This window comes from Sporosarcina sp. E16_8, from assembly GCF_017347095.1.
Classification (GTDB): domain Bacteria; phylum Bacillota; class Bacilli; order Bacillales_A; family Planococcaceae; genus Sporosarcina.
In genome coordinates this window covers 1-20,280 of record NZ_JADPRZ010000058.1, presented here as the reverse complement: position 1 = coordinate 20,280, position 20,280 = coordinate 1, and the positions used below count along the sequence as shown (strand labels likewise).

At 39.2% G+C, this 20,280-nt stretch carries 19 protein-coding genes and 2 pseudogenes; 4 read left to right on the top strand and 17 right to left on the bottom strand.

The annotated features are described in order from the left end of the window. Positions 1-269: 269 nt before the first annotated feature. From I2484_RS18860 to I2484_RS18815, 10 genes are all read right to left on the bottom strand, one after another. Entirely contained in the window at positions 270-1,241 is a 972-nt protein-coding gene (locus tag I2484_RS18860; RefSeq protein WP_346014220.1) for a 2-hydroxyacid dehydrogenase, read from the bottom strand. A gap of 360 nt (positions 1,242-1,601) precedes the next feature. Then, positions 1,602-2,603 carry an ABC transporter substrate-binding protein gene (locus I2484_RS18855; RefSeq protein WP_207152611.1) on the bottom strand — a complete coding sequence of 334 codons (1,002 nt, stop codon included), beginning with the start codon at positions 2,601-2,603 and terminating at the stop codon, positions 1,602-1,604. A gap of 86 nt (positions 2,604-2,689) precedes the next feature. Then, positions 2,690-3,748, bottom strand: coding sequence for an NAD(P)/FAD-dependent oxidoreductase (locus I2484_RS18850; RefSeq protein WP_207152610.1), 1,059 nt, complete (start codon positions 3,746-3,748; stop codon positions 2,690-2,692). Between the two features lie 519 nt (positions 3,749-4,267). Next, on the bottom strand, positions 4,268-4,435 hold the full coding sequence (locus tag I2484_RS18845) for a hypothetical protein (RefSeq protein ID WP_207152609.1): 168 nt from the start codon (positions 4,433-4,435) through the stop codon (positions 4,268-4,270). A gap of 71 nt (positions 4,436-4,506) precedes the next feature. Next, the gene (locus tag I2484_RS18840; protein ID WP_207152608.1) at positions 4,507-6,231 is read right to left on the bottom strand and encodes an ABC transporter transmembrane domain-containing protein; all 1,725 of its coding nucleotides are present in this window, start codon (positions 6,229-6,231) and stop codon (positions 4,507-4,509) included. Between the two features lie 237 nt (positions 6,232-6,468). Beyond that, positions 6,469-7,455: an ABC transporter substrate-binding protein gene (locus I2484_RS18835; protein WP_207152607.1), complete on the bottom strand. Its 987-nt coding sequence runs from the start codon at positions 7,453-7,455 to the stop codon at positions 6,469-6,471. Between the two features lie 137 nt (positions 7,456-7,592). Further along, positions 7,593-8,576 (bottom strand): iron-hydroxamate ABC transporter substrate-binding protein, encoded by a 984-nt coding sequence (locus I2484_RS18830; protein WP_207152606.1) that lies wholly within the window; start codon positions 8,574-8,576, stop codon positions 7,593-7,595. 105 nt (positions 8,577-8,681) lie between these two features. Next, positions 8,682-9,719, bottom strand: a complete 1,038-nt coding sequence (locus I2484_RS18825; RefSeq protein ID WP_207152605.1) for a FecCD family ABC transporter permease — start codon at positions 9,717-9,719, stop codon at positions 8,682-8,684. Then, a complete protein-coding gene (locus I2484_RS18820; protein ID WP_207152604.1) occupies positions 9,716-10,771 on the bottom strand; it encodes a FecCD family ABC transporter permease in 1,056 nt (351 codons plus the stop codon). Before I2484_RS18820 ends, I2484_RS18825 begins: the two co-directional genes overlap by 4 nt. A gap of 54 nt (positions 10,772-10,825) precedes the next feature. Next, positions 10,826-11,620 carry an ABC transporter ATP-binding protein gene (locus I2484_RS18815; protein ID WP_207152603.1) on the bottom strand — a complete coding sequence of 265 codons (795 nt, stop codon included), beginning with the start codon at positions 11,618-11,620 and terminating at the stop codon, positions 10,826-10,828. 579 nt (positions 11,621-12,199) lie between these two features. On the opposite strand from I2484_RS18815, the gene I2484_RS18810 reads away from it, so the two are divergent. Continuing rightward, positions 12,200-13,186: an iron-siderophore ABC transporter substrate-binding protein gene (locus tag I2484_RS18810; RefSeq protein ID WP_207152602.1), complete on the top strand. Its 987-nt coding sequence runs from the start codon at positions 12,200-12,202 to the stop codon at positions 13,184-13,186. Between the two features lie 183 nt (positions 13,187-13,369). Here I2484_RS18810 and I2484_RS18805 read toward each other — a convergent pair whose 3' ends face one another. The 5 genes and pseudogenes from I2484_RS18805 to I2484_RS18785 all read right to left on the bottom strand — a co-directional run. Further along, positions 13,370-14,173: an alpha/beta hydrolase gene (locus I2484_RS18805; RefSeq protein ID WP_207152601.1), complete on the bottom strand. Its 804-nt coding sequence runs from the start codon at positions 14,171-14,173 to the stop codon at positions 13,370-13,372. Then, on the bottom strand, positions 14,157-14,978 hold the full coding sequence (locus I2484_RS18800) for an ABC transporter ATP-binding protein (protein WP_207152600.1): 822 nt from the start codon (positions 14,976-14,978) through the stop codon (positions 14,157-14,159). Before I2484_RS18800 ends, I2484_RS18805 begins: the two co-directional genes overlap by 17 nt. Before the next feature lie 15 nt (positions 14,979-14,993). Further along, positions 14,994-16,025, bottom strand: a pseudogene (locus I2484_RS18795) (FecCD family ABC transporter permease). Further along, complete coding sequence (locus tag I2484_RS18790) at positions 16,018-16,980, bottom strand: FecCD family ABC transporter permease (protein ID WP_207152599.1); 963 nt, start codon at positions 16,978-16,980, stop codon at positions 16,018-16,020. Before I2484_RS18790 ends, I2484_RS18795 begins: the two are co-directional and overlap by 8 nt. Positions 16,981-17,002: 22 nt before the next feature. After that, a pseudogene (locus tag I2484_RS18785) lies at positions 17,003-17,140 on the bottom strand (IS4 family transposase); the annotation flags it as partial. A gap of 147 nt (positions 17,141-17,287) precedes the next feature. Here I2484_RS18785 and I2484_RS18780 point away from each other — a divergent pair. Further along, positions 17,288-17,677, top strand: coding sequence for a membrane lipoprotein lipid attachment site-containing protein (locus tag I2484_RS18780; protein ID WP_207152597.1), 390 nt, complete (start codon positions 17,288-17,290; stop codon positions 17,675-17,677). A 364-nt stretch (positions 17,678-18,041) separates the two neighbouring features. Then, entirely contained in the window at positions 18,042-18,791 is a 750-nt protein-coding gene (locus I2484_RS18775) for a tryptophan-rich sensory protein (protein ID WP_207152596.1), read from the top strand. A 318-nt stretch (positions 18,792-19,109) separates the two neighbouring features. Here the strand turns inward: I2484_RS18775 and I2484_RS18770 are convergent, their stop codons facing one another. Next, entirely contained in the window at positions 19,110-19,580 is a 471-nt protein-coding gene (locus I2484_RS18770) for a DinB family protein (RefSeq protein ID WP_207152595.1), read from the bottom strand. Here I2484_RS18770 and I2484_RS18765 point away from each other — a divergent pair. Next, entirely contained in the window at positions 19,557-20,033 is a 477-nt protein-coding gene (locus I2484_RS18765) for a DUF4181 domain-containing protein (protein WP_346014219.1), read from the top strand. The genes I2484_RS18770 and I2484_RS18765 overlap by 24 nt on opposite strands. On the opposite strand, the gene I2484_RS18760 is transcribed toward I2484_RS18765, so the two are convergent. Next, a partial coding sequence (locus tag I2484_RS18760) for a hypothetical protein (protein WP_207152613.1) occupies positions 20,019-20,280 on the bottom strand: 262 nt, incomplete at its 5' end. The two genes, I2484_RS18765 and I2484_RS18760, sit on opposite strands and share 15 nt — an antisense overlap.

The window sequence follows — 20,280 nt, the reverse complement described above, 5'->3', positions numbered from 1 at the left end:
AAAAGGACTATCCTGAAAAATCAGCTTTACTGACTTCCAGGATAGCCCGACAATAACTAAGTTATGGTTAGCTACTATTCTTCACCAACGTCATTTGACAAAGAACCTAAAAAACACTGGAAACCCATCTATGTTCTAACGATGGGTTTCCAGTGTTTTTTTCGGGACATCTGAAAAGTGAAATGATGATGGGTTCCTTTGTAAAGTAAATTCACTATGGCTTGACCTTTCAAGATGTTCCTCTTATACAACATTCCTTAATTTTATTTTCAGACGGGATCTATTGGTTCTTTCCCCGTTAATACAGCTACTAAATTCTCTGCCGCTCGCATCGCCATTGCTGCTTCTGTTCTCGCTGTAGCGGATCCTATGTGAGGGACCGTCACGACATTCGACATTTGAAGTAATGGATTATCTAGATCCACGGGCTCTTTTTCGAATACATCCAGTCCCGCGCCATGGATTTCTCCGTTTTGTAAAGCATGAATAAGCGCTTGTTCATCGACTGTCTGACCGCGAGATATATTTATGAAAACAGCAGACTTCTTCATCAATTTGAATTCCTCTTTACCAATGATTTGGAACGTTTCAGGCGTAAGAGGTGTCATCAACACGATGTAGTCGGCACGTGTTAATAGTGACGTCAAATCGCAATACTCCGCACCATACTTCTCTTCCGCTTCCGGTTTTCTATTCCGATTAAAATAAAGAACATCCATATTAAATCCAAATTTCGCTCTTCTCGCAATCGCTTCTCCAATTCGCCCCATCCCAATGATGCCTAACGTGGTACTATGTACATCTTTTCCATAGATCTCGCGATAATTTGTCGTGGGTTTCCAGCTTCCCTCTTTGACGAATCGATCCAACTCAGTTATGCGTCTAGCAGTGGATAAAATGAGGGCAAATGCTAAATCTGCAACCGTTTCATCCAATACATGTGGCGTATTGGTTCCAATTACATTTCGTTTAGTCATTGCTTCTACATCAAAGTTATTGTAACCAACTGATACGTTACTAATGACTTTTAAATGAGCTGCATGATTCAGTAACTCCTCATCAATCCTTCCAACCATACTGCTACCACCAGTGTATAACCCTTCAACATCAGCAATTTCCTCTAACAGGATATCCCTCGGAGTTCGCCCATCGCCCAGCCACTCTCGAATATCACAATACTCAGCCATATATTCTTTCACTTGTTCAGGTATAGAATATGTTGAATAAATTTTTGGTTTCACTTTTCATTCCCCCTACCATTCACTACCTTCTAACTCCATTGTGCCATAGTTTACAATCACCGGCATGTGAAATTCCATAGTGTCAGGTTCCTTTGTAAGAAACTATCGTGAATCCCTCTTGAAAGAAGCAAGTCCATATAGAGTAGGTACATGAACACATTTATAAAGTATAGTGATATCTATTGATCAATATATATTCTCCATTTTACTTATGATTAACTAAAAGAGCTGTCTTCCTAAGTCTGTAAAAAGACCGTAAAGACAGCTCCCTTTCTTCTTACGATATAAAAAAGGCGTTCAGAAGTTTTTTCATATCACGACTAATTTAGAGGTTGACCTCTCCTGATTCCCTTTTCTCCGTTACTGAGATAAGAGTTTAATTGCTTCGTCTAATGATTTCTCGATTGCAATCGGAGCATATGTAAACCACGGATCTTCACCAATATAATAGACATTATTATTTTTTACAGCGTCGATACTTTTCCACAAAGAACTTTCTTCAATTTGAGAAAGCATACCATCCTTCTCCCGTGTTTCTTCCCCATACGTTAACATGACAATTTTGTCCCCTGCATAATCCGGCAACTTCTCAATTGATATATCTTCGTAAACAAACTCTTCAAAATCAGGATCCTTTGCCAACTTTTCTTGAATGAAAGAAGGTGGAGTTAATTGTAATGATCGATAAAGCACATGGCCAATGTTTCGAGCACCATAAAGTCTAAGTGTATCTTTCTCATATGTCATAAAAATCGATACGACTTGATCTTCACCTATTTTACCAGCAATCTTTTCTCTTCCTTCAGCAGCTTTATCATCTAATCTGGCAATCCACTCATCAGCTTCCTTCTCTTTACCCAAGACATTAGCTACTTCTTTAAATTGAGTAAAAACATCTCCATACATCCATGGAATGACAATCGTAGGCGCAATTTTACTCAGTTGCTCCACTTCTTCAGGATCTGCCGAAATAATTAAGTCCGGTGCCAGTTCCAGCACTTTCTCAATGCTGAATGGACTTCCAACGTCTTCCACTCCAGCTTGTAATTCGCCTAAATAGTTATTATCCAATACATGCGAAGGTGCGCCAATCGGCTTCACACCAAGCGCAAGCATCGCATCTAAATATTGAGTCGTCACTACACGCTGTGGATTGATGGGAATCTCTACTTCTCTCCCGGTTACATCCTTATAAATTCTTGTAGATGTATTCACTTCTTTACTTTTAGTTGATTTTGCTTCATTTTCAGTTTGCTTTGTTTCAGAATCTGTTTTATTAGTTTCTTTCCCGCTACATCCCACCAGCGCTAAGGAAAGAAGCATCATTATAATTAACATGTGAAATAATAGTTTTGATTTCATCTTTTGTTACTCCTTTTTCCTCTATAGTTCAATGCTTCTCGATACAAAGTTAGAAAGACACACTAGTATGCCACAATTAAAATAAGTTAGTTTTTCACTGCATACAAATGTTTGACCAATTCACGATTTTTCTCTTTAAAGATGTCATTATGTGAAGAGACCATTCCGTGCCTATAAGCTTCTGGCGCGACATACTGCTTTGCTTTATTCACAGCATTTGCCGCGTCCTGAAACGCCCCTGCTATTAAATGAAGCTTCCCTTCGTGATTCAAAATATCTCCTGCTGCAAAGAGCCCTGGTACAGATGTTTCACTCATGGGACTGCCTGCAATACTATATTCATTCGCCATTTCTATATCCAATCCACTATTTGCGGTCAACTCTTTATCACGATCATAGCCATGATTAATAATTACTTCATCAACAGACAGCTGAATCATATCTTCACCTTCTCCGTTTACTAACTCCACCTTCTCAATGGTTTCATGGTCACTTGCTGCAATGAGTTTTTGGATTGATGTATTCAATAAGCACTCGACAGAACTATTGAATAGTCGCGATACTTCTGCCTCATGCCCTTTCAACATGTCTTTACGGTAAGTTAAATAGACTTTTTTAGCAATCGGCTCCAATTCATTCGCCCAGTCAACAGCAGCATTGCCGCCTCCGGAAATCAATACGGTTTTCCCTTTAAAACGTGCAAGAGATTTTACCGTATAATGCAAATTGGCAACTTCAAAACGTTCAGCGCCTTCAATTTCCAATTTTGTTGGTTTCAAGATTCCCCCACCAACAGCTAAAATGACTGTTTTGGACAAATGCTTTTGGTTCGTAGATGTCTGAATAACAAAGTTTCCATCTTCATCTTTGTTAATCGACGTCACTTTTTCACCTAATACAAGCTCGGGCTCAAAAGTTAGTCCTTGCTGAATTACTTGTTCAATCAGTCGTTCTCCTGTAACAGGTGTAAGCCCCCCAATATCCCAAATCATTTTCTCAGGATAGACATGCACTTTTCCGCCTAAATAAGGTTGGAACTCAATAATCTTTGTTTTCATTTCCCTTAAACCACTATAGAAAGCCGAAAAAAGTCCTGCTGGGCCACCACCGATAATTGTTACATCATATAATTGTTCTGAATTCATTATAAACGCTCCTTTTTTAGGTTGTTATTATGCTTTGTACGACACGCCAATATTATTTTAGTACCCACTCTTTTTAGTTGATAATGATAATCGTTCTCACTAATTTTAGTATAAGACATAATGAACTCGTTTACAATCCTTTTCTGAAAAAACCATCTAATTTGATGAGTTCTTTGTTGCCCCCCTCACTCACAGCTTTTGTTACTATCCTAAATAAAGCTAACAAAGCATAAAACAACTACTTTGTTAGCTATCTTCACAAAATTACTTGGTTTGATTTTCTTTATTTCTAACAATCAGTATCTCTACAATCAAGTCAATTTGCTCATAAATTGCAATCGGATCATATTGGTAGTACTTGGAACAGAAAAATCCCCTCAAGCTCCAAAATAGACTTGAGAGAATTTCCTCAGGACAAACTAAACACAGTCTTTATCTAAACCGCGTGTCAATTATGATGTAGCTAATTACTTCTACTTTACAGCCTAAAGGTGTTCCCCACGCCTTCTCCCAGCACTTCTATTGATTCCTTTTAACCAGTTCTTCTGCTTGATATAATGCTGATAATGGATCAGAGTTAAAATACTTTTTAATATCAAATTCATACACGTGATTGTTTTTTACCGCATCTAAAGTAGCCCATGTGGTTGGCAATTCTAGCGATTCACTTTCTTCACTTTTCATCACAATTACATATCTGCTCTAATTTATCGCAATATGTTTAGTTGAATTTCCAGAGGCACTTCCCCGCTCCACTGTCAGACTCCAAATTGAGCTTGGTGAAGCCTGCTATAAGCGCCTTGTACATCTAACAACTCAGCATGACTTCCTTGCTCTACAATACCTTCCTCTGTCACAACAATTATTCGGTCTGCGTTTTTTATCGTTGCTAATCGGTGTGCAATCACAAGTGTTGTACGGCCAATAGATAACTCTGTTAAAGCCTGTTGAATTGCAACCTCGGTTTCTGTATCAAGTGCTGATGTAGCTTCATCCAAAATGAGGATAGATGGATTTTTCAAAAACATTCGAGCTATAGATAGACGCTGTTTTTGTCCGCCCGAAAGTTTAACCCCTCGCTCTCCTATCATCGTATCCATTCCTTCTGATTGAGAAAGTATAATATCTTCCAACTGGGCTCTTTTCGCCGCTTCCCATATATCCTCTTCAGAAGCATTGAGATCGCCATATGCGATATTCTCTCGAATCGATCCGTCAAATAGAAATACATCTTGTTGGACAATTCCAATTTGAGCGCGGAGAGAGGCAAGGGTCATTTTTCTAGTTTCAATTCCATCAATCAGTAAAGACCCTTCCTTTATATCGTAAAACCGAGGTAACAGACTACAAATTGTTGTTTTCCCAGCACCTGATGGCCCCACAAGAGCTACTGTTTCTCCTGCACGAATCGTTAGATTAATATTCTTCAAGACATTATCTTTACCTTCATAACCAAACGATACTTCTAGGAACGTTATATCCCCTTCCAAATGTCCGACATCTATTGCATCCGGAGCATCCGGAGCATCTGCTACATCTGGCGCTGTATCTAGCATTTCAGTAAATCGCTTGAATCCATCAATTCCTTTGGGATACATTTCAATAACGCCATTGATTTGCTGAATCGGTCCTAAAAACACATTTGACAGTAGGATAAAGGCAAGGAACTCTCCATACGTCATGTCTTTATTGATAACAAACCACGTTCCACACAGTAGAACAAATAATGTGACAATTTTCATGAGAATATAGCTAATTGATGAATTCCAAGCCATAACACGATACGCAATTAATTTTGAATCGCGAAAACGAACGTTGTTTTCATTGAATTGAGCAATTTCATGATCTTCATTGGAAAATGCTTGAACAACGCGCATACCACTCACATTATTTTCTACACGTGCATTAAAATCTGCAATATCCGTAAAGAAGCGGGTAAATGCTACAGACATTTTCTTACTAAAGTACAAAGAAAGACTAATAATAAGTGGAACAATAATAAAAGTGAGTACTGCTAATTCTGGGTTTATCGTAAACATAATTGCAAATGCACCAGTGAGTGTCATAAGTGCTATGAAGAAATCCTCAGGTCCATGATGTGCGATTTCACCAATATCCATTAAATCGTTTGTCATTCTAGAAACCAAATGACCTGTTTTATTATTATCAAAAAATCGGAACGATAACTTCTGTACATGCGTGAATAGATCTTTTCGCATATCCGACTCTATATTAATGCCCAGCTTATGACCCCAGTAAGTGACAACATAATGGAGAGCCGCACTGATAATATAAATTCCAAGTAACGAGACACATCCCCATAAAATCCAGTTCCAGTTTGAGCTAGGTAACAAATCATCCACTACACGATGGACGGCTAGTGGAAAGGCTAACTCTAGTAACGCAGCAATGACTGCACAGGAAAAGTCCAGAATGAATAGTTTTTTATACGGTTTGTAATAAGAGAAAAAACGTTTTAGCACTATTTATCACTCCTACTGTTCTTATAGCTCTCATATTTTCTATAACAGATTTTCACGGTAACAAATCAATAGCTATATATGTTGATTTGATGAATTCCATAGAATTCGCTACGGCGCTCGCTTATATAGATATCTATCTTTCAACATATATAGTGACAAAAAAAGAAGCTAGTACCGACAGTAAAACTGACTCAGAACTAGCTTCTCCTTTAAGTTACCAGCTTTTTATAAGATTGATTATTTTTCAGCTTGTTTCTTAGCAACGAGCATATCCGCTACTTCTTCCGCTTGCGCTAACACGGCGATCGGATCATATGGCCAAAACCGTTTGGCATCAAGATAGAAAACATTATTCTTTTTGACTGCATCTACAGATTCCCAAACAGGATCCTCTTTATCTAACGTACCGCCATGTGATTGATCGAAAAAGATATAATCACCAGCATAATCAGTCAGTACTTCAAAGGAAACTTGTTTGAATGTTTCTCCAGCATCTATTAACTCTTTTTTAATACGCTCTGGAGGAGTTAACTTAAGATGATTATAGATTGCTTGCCCACCTCTATAGATACCGTCTCCATAGATGTACGAGTCTTTACCGAATGCGCCGAAGATAGAAACTGTCTCTCCCTCTCCCATTACCGACTTGACTTTATCCCTTTGTTGTTGAATTTTCTCATCAAAGGTAGTCAGCCATTCTTCTGCTTCTTTGTCCTTCCCTAACATCTCTCCGATTGCTCTAACTTCCTCGTAAGCATCGCTATATGTTTCGTAGGGAATAATCACAGTAGGTGCCATTTTGGAAAACTTCTCAAATGTACTTTTTTCAGAATCCGCACTAATAATCAAATCTGGATTTAAACTCAATATTGTTTCCACGGCACTCTCACCCGTATCCTCAATACCAGTTATTAAATTCTGTATATGAACGTTCTCAAGATCGCTTTTTGTTGCGCCAACAGGTTTTTCTCCAAGTATAAGTAGTGTAGGTAAATAGCTATCTACAACAATTCTTTTTGCGTTTGTAGGTATCTCAATATCGCCGTGAATCGTTTTAACAATTCTTGTTTCTGGTTGTTCGCTTTCAGCCTTATCATTCTTTGCCTCTTCCGAACCTTTCTTACTATCAGTTTTTTGATTGCTCGTACTACCACAAGCGGCAATCATCATAGCTAACATAACGAGTAATAAACAAAAAAATTGTTGTGATTTATTCTTAAACATTGATATCCCCCTAATTGATAATGATATTCATTATCAATAACAAGTTAATACATTTATCCAACTATGTCAATTTTAGTTGGCGTTGTATTAATATGAACGTGTTACTGAGGTGAATATCTTCACCTCAGTAACACGTATTATTTGGTAAGTGATTCTACAACACCATCAATAATTTGCGTGTTAGCAATCACCCCTGAATATAACCAGCTAGTCTCAGCACCATATTCATAAATATGACCATTTTTCACAGCAGGTATATTCTTCCACACAGGGTCTTTTAACATTTCTGCGCCATTTCCTTTATCACTATTAATCAAGAAAATATGATTTGCATCAAGTTCAGCTAATCGCTCTAAAGATATCGCAGACCAATTTCCTGTGGCTGTGCTTGAAATTTCTTTGACTACACTTGGAGTTGTCAGACCAAGATCACCATATAACACTGCCCCACTAGAGACATTTTCGCTTACGATGTAAAAGTTATTATTTACGAGCCATATAGCAGCAGCTGATTCAGAGCCAATCGAGTCCTGAATAATCTTCTTCGATTCCGTTGCTTTCTTTTCATATACTTCTAATACTTGTTTAGCTTCATCCGTCTTTTCAAAAATCTCACCTACACTTAATAACTTTTCTCGCCAATCGCTATTATTCTCTACTTCAACAACATAAGTAGGAGCAATTTTGGCATATTGATCGTATTTCGATCCTTCAACTTCTTGTGCTGAGCTCATAATAATTAAGTCTGGAGTAAAGCTCGCCACAACCTCAAATGGAAGTTCTGATGGAATCGTTGGTACGTCTTTTAAATAGGCTTGTAGATAATCTTGGAGCCCCGCACCATCATTAATAGACCACTGAGCAGCAGGTGTAATACCGAGTGCAACTAAATTGTCCTCCAAATAGGAAGCAATAATATGTTTTGGATTTGCAGGAATGGTCACTTCATGCCCCATGGCATCTGTTAGTATACGTTCTGTGGAAAGTTCTTCGGTTGCCGGTTTTGTTTCGTTGTCTTTGGTTTGTGTTACCTTTTCACCACTATCGCTACACCCTGCTAAAGATAGTGATAGTACTAAAAAACTAGTCATGATTACATTTCTTTTTTTATAAGTTAACATTTCATCATTCTCCTACTATTCGTTTTTCGTCAAAAAAAATAAGATTAGCACTGCCCTGCAATTGATAGGTAACAAGTGGATGTTTATAACAGATGACGGGTTAAATTAATCTTTCAAACGCGATAGAAGGAAAAGGAAGTACGGCGCCCCAATCACAGCGACGACAATTCCAGCCGGAATCTCTGATGGCTGCAGTATCCAACGACCAAGTGTATCCGCTACAAGGACTAACAGCCCCCCTGTTAAAGCTGCAGCTGGTATTAAAAATTGATGTCTAGATCCAACAAGTTGACGTGCCAAATGAGGACCAATCAGTCCCACAAATCCGATACCACCACTAACTGACACGCTAGCTCCCGCTAATCCAACAGCTGCAGCAAGTAATATTCGTCGCTCTTTCTCAATCGATGCACCTAAACCAGTGGCTGTTAAGTCTCCCAAATTTAGTACGTTTAATACACGTGCTTTTGAAAATACAAATGGAATTAAAACGAGGATCCATGGCAACAAGGACAATACAAATTTCCAATTTGACCCCCAAATACTGCCCGCTAACCACGTAGCAACAAATTGATAATTCTCTGGACTTAAGCGCAGTGTTAAAACAATCATTGCTGAACTAATACCGGCTGCAACTGCCACACCCGTTAGCAGTAACCGCATAGGTGAAATTCCCTCATGTCGTTTATAAGCTAACGAATAAATGATCACTGCTGTTACCCCCGCTCCTAAAAACGCCAAAACAGGTAGTAAAAAGACAGGTGTTGCTGCAGTTGATGGAAAAAAGGATATAAATAACATGACGGCTAGTCCTGCACCTGCGTTGATTCCTAATATGCCTGGATCCGCTAAAGCATTACGGGATATCCCTTGTAACACACAGCCCGATACCGCCAGTCCCATGCCTACCAATACCGCAATAATTATACGCGGTAATCGGAATTCAAATAGAATAAGATGTTGTTTATCCGTTCCTAATCCAAATAGCGTGCGGATCACTTCAAGCGGTGTCAATCGTATAAAGCCCGTATTCATGCTAATCATGAATGCAACGACAATTAGCAATCCTAGAACACCGATGATTATCAGATTTTTAGTCTTTGCCCTATGTTGGGTATGAGTCCTATTATTCTTTTCTTTCATAGTTCTTTTCCTCCTTTTCGTGCAAGGTACAGGAAGAACGGTACCCCAATTAAGGCAATCAATGCGCCAATTGGCGTTTCATACGGTGGATTAATCATTCTTGCTCCGAGATCAGCTAAAACAACTAACAGACCACCAAGCACAATTGAACAAGGTATAATCCAACGATAATCATGACCCACTAAAAAACGAGTAAGATGAGGAACGATTAAGCCAACAAAACCAACTGCCCCTACTACAGAAACAGCAGCTCCGGCTAGGATTAGCACGATAATCATCCCAACTAGTTTAATCGTCTTTGTTCGTTGTCCTAGTCCAATTGCCACCTCTTCTCCAAGGCTTAAAAGCGTTATCGAACGTGATAGTATTAGTGCACCAATCATCGCAACGAGAATCCACGGGGACATGATTTGAAGATGAACCCATTTCGTGCCCGATACACCACCGGCATACCAAAAGGCTAAATCTTGCCCAATACGAAAATAAAGAGCAACTCCTTCGCTAAGTGCTCCCAACAATGCACTTACTGCAGCTCCAGCAAGGACAAGACGCATCGGAGTCAATCCGCCTCGTGACATCGAACCGACTCCATATACGATTCCAACACCTAAACCAGCACCTAAAAAGGAAAACATGATTAGGTACATATATGGAAGGCCGGGCAATAATGCAAAACAAAGTGCAAGCATAAATGCAGCACCGGCATTCAGGCCCAAAAGACCAGAATCTGCGAGTGGATTTCGAGTCATCCCCTGCATAAGTGCACCAGCTACGGCAAAACATGATCCAACTATTGCTGCACCAAGAACGCGCGGCATACGTATTTCTCGAATAATTTGATGCTGCGTTAGATCAGGATCAAATTGAAACACAGCCGTCCAAACAGTTGCTAACTTAATGTCCGCAGCTCCAAATGAAATGGAAAGACCAATCGCAACGAGTAATGCAAACATACCTCCAAATAAAACAACTACCGCCACAATTGGATGTGAGTGTTTCTTAATTTCAGTTAACTTTTCTATCTCGGCAGAAACTTCCGTTGAAGCAGACATACATTTCCTCCCCCACAACAAACTTACAAACGGCACCCTAATTTAAAAAGAGGACTACCGATCCTTCTGACACAATTGATACGATAGGCATATTGGATTATCACTGAATGGACAAGTTGCAATCCTGGCATCTATGTTAAATACGAGCTGTAAATTAGGACAAGTCATCACTTCTTCTGGTGTCCCTACTTTCACTAATTCCCCATTTTTCATGGCAATCATATAATCAGAAAAACGTGATGCATGATTCAAATCGTGGAGTACCATGACAATTGTTCGACCTTCCTCCTCATTAAGTCGCTGTAAGAGGAGTAAAATATCCAGTTGATGCGCTAAATCTAAATATGTAGTCGGCTCGTCGAGAATAAGTATTTCCGTGTCCTGCGCAAGCGCCATCGCAATCCACACGCGTTGCCTTTGCCCACCTGATAATGCTTCAACAGGGCGATCCTTAAACTCATTTAATCCAGTTACGTCTATTGCCCAGTAAATATATTCATAGTCTTCCTTTTTTAATGAACCGAATCCACTTTGGTGTGGAAAACGGCCATAGGAAACCAATTCAAATACAGTAAGTCCCCCTGGTGCATTCGCCGATTGTGGCAAAATCGCCATCTTCTTGGCGACTTCTTTCGTTTCTAACTGATGGATCGCACGCCCGTCAAGATAGACCGCACCACTTTTTGTTTTCAATACGCGCGAAATAGCCTTTAATAAAGTAGATTTCCCACAACCATTTGGGCCAATAATTGTAGTTATCTTTTTTTCAGGAATAGAGACACTTAAATTATCAATAATAAGTGTGTTTGAGTAACCTATTGCAACATGATCCACTTTAATAGCTGACATTATCAGTACTTCCTTTCCTTAAATTTGTCATATCGTTTGATTCAGGTTTCTTTCCTATTTTTAAATTTCCTAAGGACTAGTACCTAGCATATAAATGATAACGATTATCAATCTCATTTATATACTAGATACTTTTTAGATAATTGTCAACAACTTCCGAAGTTAAAGTGAGTTTAGTTTTTTGGGGCTGTATATGATTGTAGTGGACTTTCTGAGGTAGCCTAGTTACGGGAGGAGGTATTCTAAATGATTTTCTGATAGTTGGAATGCTATTAATGATAGTTGCAATATGTCTACATTTTTCTATAGAAGCATTCAGAGTAGTATACATATAAAGTTTTTAATTATTTTTATTCACTGTCATGCTTGCCTATTGGGTACCTGAAATTAAGACGCAAAGTGATTATAGGTGTAAATGACCTATATTTGGAATGGCTCAGGGTAATCCTTCGTAACCGACTACTCTGAGCCATGCCAGTCTTTTCTTTTCTTTTCTTTTCTTGACTTACCAACTGATAATGATTACCATTATCAGTTGGGCTAACTTAATTATACACAATGGAGGTTAATTTTATTATCATGTACAAAATCAACTCAGATCGTTCATCAAGTTCACGATTGTCAGTCATCCTATCCTTGCTACTTCTGCTTATTTTACTCTCGGGCTGTACCTCTCCCAAAGAAGATAATTCAGTAGATAGTATCAAAGAAGCAGCATCCGCGAACACAGCTCAGCAGCGAGTCATTGAACATGCCGCCGGTCTAACCACTATTGTAGGGAAACCGGAGAAAATTGTCGTGCTGGATTACAGACTGGCTGATCAAATGCTGGCCCTTGGCATAAAACCCTATGCTTCCACTACATACATAGGGTCTCTAGAGCTTCCTTATTTGGACAACGATGCATTGTCCGGCGTCATTCCGCTTGGCGACTCCGTTAATTTGGAAGCCTTAGTGGAAATAGAACCGGATTTGATCATATCTCGGGATTCCAAGATTAACGATGATCTGAGTAAAATCGCTCCGACAGTGATCCTCGAAAACTCTGATGATTGGCGAGCTAGCCTTATTAAAATGGGGGTAGTCTTGCAAAAAGAAGAGGAAGCGCAACAATGGATCGAGCAATATGAACAAAAATTGGACGACGCCCGAAAACTCATCGCTGCACATGTGAAACCTGGTGAAACGTTCATGTATTTGCGCATTCAACCGAAAATCATCCGATTATATGGACCAAATCATGGCTTTGCGGAAATTCTGTTCTCGGGGTTGAAACTCACTCCTGCTCCTGGAATCGAAAGCATTGATAAAGCAGAACAAATTTCGCTGGAATCTTTGCCTTCTTTTAATCCAGATCATCTTTTCCTAGAAGTAGGCAACTCCGAAGAAGATTTGGAAGCGCAGACGGATCTAGAGATGTATGCCGCTACTTCTGTCTGGAAAAATCTCACCGCTGTTAAAGCAGGACAGGTCTACAGTGTGCCCCATTGGACCATCAGTGATTATCCGCTAATTAAGGAAAATTCTTTGAATTTGATCGTTAATGAGTTAACAAGCGTGGAGTGACAAAGAGATGCTAAGCTAAAGATAAAGGGGCCACAGTACGCTTTCCTTAGCCATTCACATCGCTTTACATCCTCATGCCAGTCCCCATATTTTCGATTTAAAGGGATTGGTATGCAGGTTGTAATCATACTTTATGCAGTTCTCGAGATTAATTTATAAGTGAATCCGAAAAGTTGAGTATCCTTATTTACTTGCAAAACGAATGGCTCGGCTCATGATTGTAGGGACGACTGATGCATGATTCTCGTCGGGCGCACAATAGAAGGCACATTCCAAACTTTCTTGCTGTGCCTCCTCCAATCGTTCGAATAATTGTTTTGCATCGTCCACCATAAAACGCTCCTGCTCACCTACTGTTACAAGAAGGCGTCTTACCTCGTTTTCTTGCGGTCGATTTAGAAACTCCCCCATATATGGTAGAAGTTCATAATCATTCCACCAAATCGATGGACTGGCAACTAGATAGGTCTGGAATGCATTCGGCTTTGTAAAGAGTGTGAATAACGTGAAAAGTCCACTAAGCGAATGACCAAATAGCGTTTGTTTCTTTTTATTGACGATATAACGGCGTTCAATCTCAGGTTTTAATTGGGATTCTAAAAACTCAAGGAATTTCAGCGCTCCTCCATGCTTCCCCTCCACGTCAAACCTTTTTAGACGCTCCGGATAGTGATAAGCTTCGGCGGGTGCAGTAAAATCATAAAAACGGCGTTTTGAAACATCCTTATCTTCTCCTGAATGTCCAACTCCAACAACAATCGCTGCTTCCACAAGGGTTTTGGGAGCATTCTTAGATTGTAAGCGTACAACGTCCCGTGCAAATTGAAAATACGCGTTCCCATCAAGTACATACACAACCGAATAGCCCTCTTCAGGCGGAGGTGTTTTGGGCAACGCAACTCTAATATCATATGTGTCATCCATTTCTTCTGAGTAGCATAACCAAGCTTCTGTATGATCTAGCGTAACTTCATGTGTAATCCCCATTAAGTTCCTCCTCCTCTAGAAGTACATCATAGCCAAAGCATACAGGCGCCCCGTTTGCAGGGTCGATCATAATACGTGCATCGATATTAAACACTTTCTTCAAAACATCTTTTTCCAGAATTTCTTCCGGTAAACCGGTTGTAACAATTTCCCCATTTCGCATTGCGATTAATTCATGTGAAAAACGGGCAGCGTGATTGATATCATGAAGCACCATGACAATCGTGCAATGATGCTCCTTATTGAGACGCTCTACAATTTTTAGCACTTCAAGTTGGTGAGCAAGATCTAAATAAGTTGTCGGTTCATCCAACAGTAAAATGCTTGTTTCTTGTGCAAGTGCCATCGCAAGCCATACCTTTTGACGTTGGCCACCCGAAAGTTGTGCGATTTCACGATTACGAAATGCAGTGGTTTTTGTAATATCCATCGCCCATTCAATTACTTCAATGTCTTTAGTCGATAAAGTACCAGTGTTTTTCCTTTGTGGAAAACGGCCGTAAGAAATCAATTCTTCCACTTTTAATTGCAAAGGTGCTTCGGGATTTTGAGACAGAAGAGCAAGCTGCTTCGCAATCGCTTTCGTCGAAATTGACTTCATATCCTGATCCTGTAAAAACACTTTCCCACTCTGTTGCTTCAAAATACGACCAATCGTTTTCAATAGTGTCGATTTACCACAGCCATTCGGACCGATAATGGTGGTGATTTTCCCTTCTTGGATTGTCATACTTAAACCGGAAAAAACAGTGGACTTTTCATAGCCTGACGTTAACTGTTCCGCTCGAATTATACTTGCAGTCATCTAGAAATTCTCCTTTTAGGCTTTTGATTTCACCAACAGATATAGAAAATAAGGTACACCGAGAATCGCCACAATGATACCAACTGGGATTTCTGCAGGAGCGAATAATGTCTTTGCAATATAATCGGAAATAATGACTACTAACATTCCGACTGCCTCGCTTACAGGAATGACATAACGATGTTGAATCCTTACAAGCTGTCTTGCGATATGCGGAGCCATTAATCCGATAAAGGAAATACTGCCAGATACGGAAACACAAGCACTAATTACACCCACGCTACAAAGAAGCAAAATCGATTTTTCTTTTTCAATTTGAATACCAAGACTTTTAATGGTAGCTTCTTCAAGCTGTAGATAATCTAGAATATAGGCTTTCCGAAAAATAATTGGCAGCAAGATCAGTAACCAAGGGAGCATGGCAACGATAAACACCCAGTTTGCATTGTAGATACTCCCTGACATCCAAACGGTCGCCATCTCAAAATCACTTGCACGCATCTTCAGCGAAATATACATGGAAAGTGCGCCGAATCCTGAACTGATCGCAATGCCTGTTAAAATCAGGCGCTGCGTATCCAGTTTGCCATTACGCCACGCAAAACTATAAATAATGATGGCAGCAACTAACCCGCCTATAAAACCGAAGATAGGCATGATTAAAATTGAGAGCCAGTTCGAGCTGCCAGATACTGCGAGTTGCATCTGGAAGAAGAACATAAAGAGTACAATTTAAGCCCCCGCGCCGGCATTGATCCCTAAAATCCCCGGGTCAGCCAATCCATTCCGGGTAATTCCCTGAACAACCGTACCCGCTATCCCTAATCCCATTCCAACAAGAGCAGCAATGACAATCCTAGGAAGACGGAAATGGAATATGACCAAGTCGAATTCGCGGTCCGAGTTAATACGAAATAATGTGGTGATAATCTCCTTAACAGACATATCAAAGGTGCCATTCGTCAGATGAATATAAATTGAAAGACAAATGAGAGCAATTAAAGCGGTAATTGCCATAAAGTAACGATTGCGATACTGTTTATGCACGACGCTCGTCCCCTCTCGAACGGATTAAATAGAGGAAGAACGGCACACCGATTAACGCAGTAACGACGCCGACCGGAGTTTCAAACGGGTAGTTGATAAAACGGCTCGCTACATCACAAAGGGCTAAAAAGACACCGCCGATAATTGCAGAACAAGGAATCACGAAGCGATAGTCAACACCTACAAGGAATCTTGTAATGTGCGGGATGATCAATCCGATAAAACCGATTTTCCCTACAAGCGCCACTGCTGTTCCTGTCAAACAAATAACAATCAAAATACTGATTGCTTTCACCCATTTTGTCCGCTGTCCAAGACTAATTGAAATATCTTCGCCAAGAGATAAAATCGTAATAGATTTGGCGATGATCAAAGCAAGTATAAGTCCAACTAAACCGAATGGTAAGGCTAGGATAAGTATATCTGGGTCTACCTTATGAATTTTCGAGTTATACCAAAAACTCATATCCTGTGAAACTTGAAAATATGTAGCGAGAACAGCTGATAAACTGCTCAAAAATGTCCCGATGACTGTCCCGATAATTGCCAATCTGACAGGTGAAAGACCATTGCGTATAAAAGAACCAAAACCAAATACAATCCCCGCCCCAAGAGCTGAACCAATCATCGAAAAGAGGATCAGAGTGAAGTTCGACATGCCCGGATAAAAAATCATACAGATGGTTATGACAAATGCTGAACCATCCGTCACCCCCATGATAGAAGGGGATGCAAGATAGTTTCTTGTCATCCCCTGCATAATCGAACCAGAAATGGCAAGGAAAGCCCCTACAAGCAGGGCAGCTAGTACACGAGGTAAACGGGACTTCATAATGATCGTATGATCGACATTCCCTGCATCAAAATGGATAATCGCTTGCCAAATCGTCATTATATCAATTTCTTTTGTGCCGTATAAAATGGATAATGCAATTGTCAATAGCCGAAAATTCATTCTGCTTCAAACTCACCTGGACAATCGGCAAATAAGCCTTGATATAACTGGGTAAACCGGCAATCCATTGCTGTAGTTGTTTTTCGATTAGCTTTTCGAGTGTAGATTTGGTTTATTTCAGGTAATCTTGAAAGAGCTGGATCAATTGCTTTGCGCAAATCCACTGTGTATTCCTATAGCCTATAACAGTTCCCCACGAATTCGTTCAATCATTTGATAAACCTCTCTAGTTGTATTAAAATAAACTATCCACTTTTCACTAGAAATCATTGTGGAAATCGAGCAGTATATAAGGAGCTCTTCTTTTATGAAAAAGCTACTAGTCACTTTTCTTGGAATCCTGCTACTCACAGGCTGTACAAATGAAAAAACGGTTTCATCTGAAAAACCTGTGCCAGATTCTACTAGCAAGGTAGAAAGTTCAAAATCAGCTACCGAAGAGAATAACAAAATTGTGACCGAGCAAAATGAAAGGCTAATCGACCTACCTGAGTATGCTGTCCTCGTGGAGAAAATTAGCTTAGATACCCATAACGCGACTGTTGAAACGGACAATCCTGGTACTCGCATTATTCTTTTTGAAAATAACAATGGCGTAAAAGCGTATAAGAGCATCTTCGTAAAAAACGATAATCGACTGAAAATCATTAAACTTGACGATGATGGTTTGATTTACAATGACATTGTAAACCGATAAAAAAATACCTTATGCTGCATCGATTTAAAATCGTTACAGCATAAGGTATTTTTTTAATTAGAGGAACTTACCTAATTCACCTTTGCAAATTCGGTTGTCACACACAAAATATAGTGTTATGTAACTCACCACGGCTTTTGACACTAGCTACAAGTGGTTTTTTCAACATCTAAAACGACCTACTCTATTTTGTATAAAAAGCGAAGTTGTTTAATAAACTAAGACTAACTAGCAAAAGAAAGTTTGCCATATCAGGGTATTGATACACGACGAATCAGATAACTTTGATTGGTGTCCATGATGATATAAAACCAGTATTTCATTCAATTGCAATGTATGTAACTAAACATTAGGGGGATGAATGGTGAACGTATCAAAACGAATAGCAATAGTAAATCTCTTGTTCTATATATTTATGATAGCTATTAATTATTCTGCAGGGTCAAATGTGGGGGCTATAGCAAATGAGAAATCTGCGCTAATTCAGCCCGCAGGATATGCCTTTTCAATCTGGATCCTCATTTATTTACTGTTGCTTTTATGGATTGTAAAAGGTTTTTTTGTTCGGGGTAAAAAAGTAAGTGTCTATATCGATCTTCAAGTGTTAATTCCTGTAAACTTTCTATTAAACGGGGCTTGGGTTCTAGCTTTTACGCAACAAAAGATTCTGTTGTCTACAGTTATTATACTTCTCTTATTACTGTCACTGATAGTGATTTATAGAAAAATAAAGCAAAATGTGAACAGGGGCCTCTTTGACCTTATTCCATTCTCTATTTACCTAGGATGGGTTTCTGTAGCAAGTATTGTAAATATTTTCACGTATTTTGTTCGCAATGATATCACAACGTTTCTTGGAATCGAAGAACTAGGATGGACCGTTATTATGCTCTTTTTCGGATGTGCCCTAGCTGTATCGTTTTCACTTATAAATCAGGACGCCTTATATACACTCGTGTTTATTTGGTCATATATTGCGATTTACGTTAAGGATCAGGAAGAAATCATAAACAGGGTCACATTAATTTGTATCATTATTATGAGCGTCACTGTTCTATATGTAGTTATTTCAAAACTTAGTAGAGTTAAATATGAAGTAACAGCTGGGAAATGACCGGTCGGTTCCTGTTTGAAACAACGGTAAACAATTCATATTTTTTTCGTTTCTACGAATGACAAAAAACACTAAAAATCCGTCAATGTATCGATGGATTTTTAGTGTTTTATTGAAGCATCTGTCGTGAAAAGTGAAAAGTAGCAAGCACCCATTAAACCCTGAGTTCTTTTAGAATTCCGCACCGTTTTTAAATTCTTTTAAACGTAAAATGAGATCTTCGAGCCATTCCCTTGTATGTTGTGCCCGACTTAGTGATTGGACCCCTATATATAAAACCAAATTATTGGTCTGTTTACCATAACAGGTACTTACGCATTAATTAGAAATAGATTGGTACAATCGCTTAATAGTGGCGATGTGTAATGCTTCATGGTAAAAACTAAACAAAAATATCTCACCAACTGTGTAAAACGTAATGCCGCCCCGGTTTGTAAACGGAGTTGGCAGATTTTCATGCAATCGTCCTTGAAGAAATTCTTTTATTCTCGTTTCTTGTTCAGTCAAGATCCCGGTAATCTCTGTAAATGATGGAGGTGTTTCTTTCCATTCTGCCGGTTTCGTTCCTGCACTAAAAAGCCGCTCGTAATTTTCCGGAATATTCATCTCTTCACCTAAAAGTCCAAACACGAGCTTTTCCTGCACAAATGCAATGTGCCCAAAATTCCAACGAATATTGTTGTTAAAACCTATTGGAATCAAATCCGCAATTTCTTCTGGATTTTTCATGATTGTTTGATTGGTTATTCCACGCACTGTTTCCATATGTCGCATAATTGTTTGTTCCAAGTAAAAAACCTCCCCTTTTTATTAATCTCTTTACAGCTATTTCGCTATCTTAGCGTTCTTTTCCTGCTTAAAAATGGGAATAGTTCAATAAGGGGGTATTGTATGTTTTGGGTAAATTTCACATTTATTGTGTTGATTGTGTTTGTTTTAAATACACTAGTTAAGTTGCTTTTAAGAAAATTACTCAAAATCCAGAATGTGAAAAGACCGTTTTTTTCTTACAATCACATAAACGAACGGCATAGAAAAATTGATTGGGCTTTCAGAATTACGTCTGCGCTTGCACTTATCGTTACAAATTATTTGGTCATAATTGAAGATTATTCGATATACCTAATACTATATACATCGTTTTTCTACATCGCATTAGATTACACAGTAAGGGCATTTTTTGAGTGTAAATATTCACAGAACCCAATAAACATAGAGGTTCTTCCCCTATCTTCGTATTAGGATTTCCAGCAAAAAAACAATAATCCCCACTGTTACTTGCTGCAACTGTAAAGTTTTCAAGATTGTCAAGCCAAGTGTGTAATGCAAAATAACAGTAAATAGTATTGCAATGTGATGATGCAGAGAATTGCAAAGAAAAATACATACCGATTTGTGCAAGATTTTACGTGGAGAGGCGGGCATGATAGCCTGCATTGGCAGAGCCAGGTCCTTGTGGTGCCTGGCTTCTTGGCTCGTGCATCTTGCC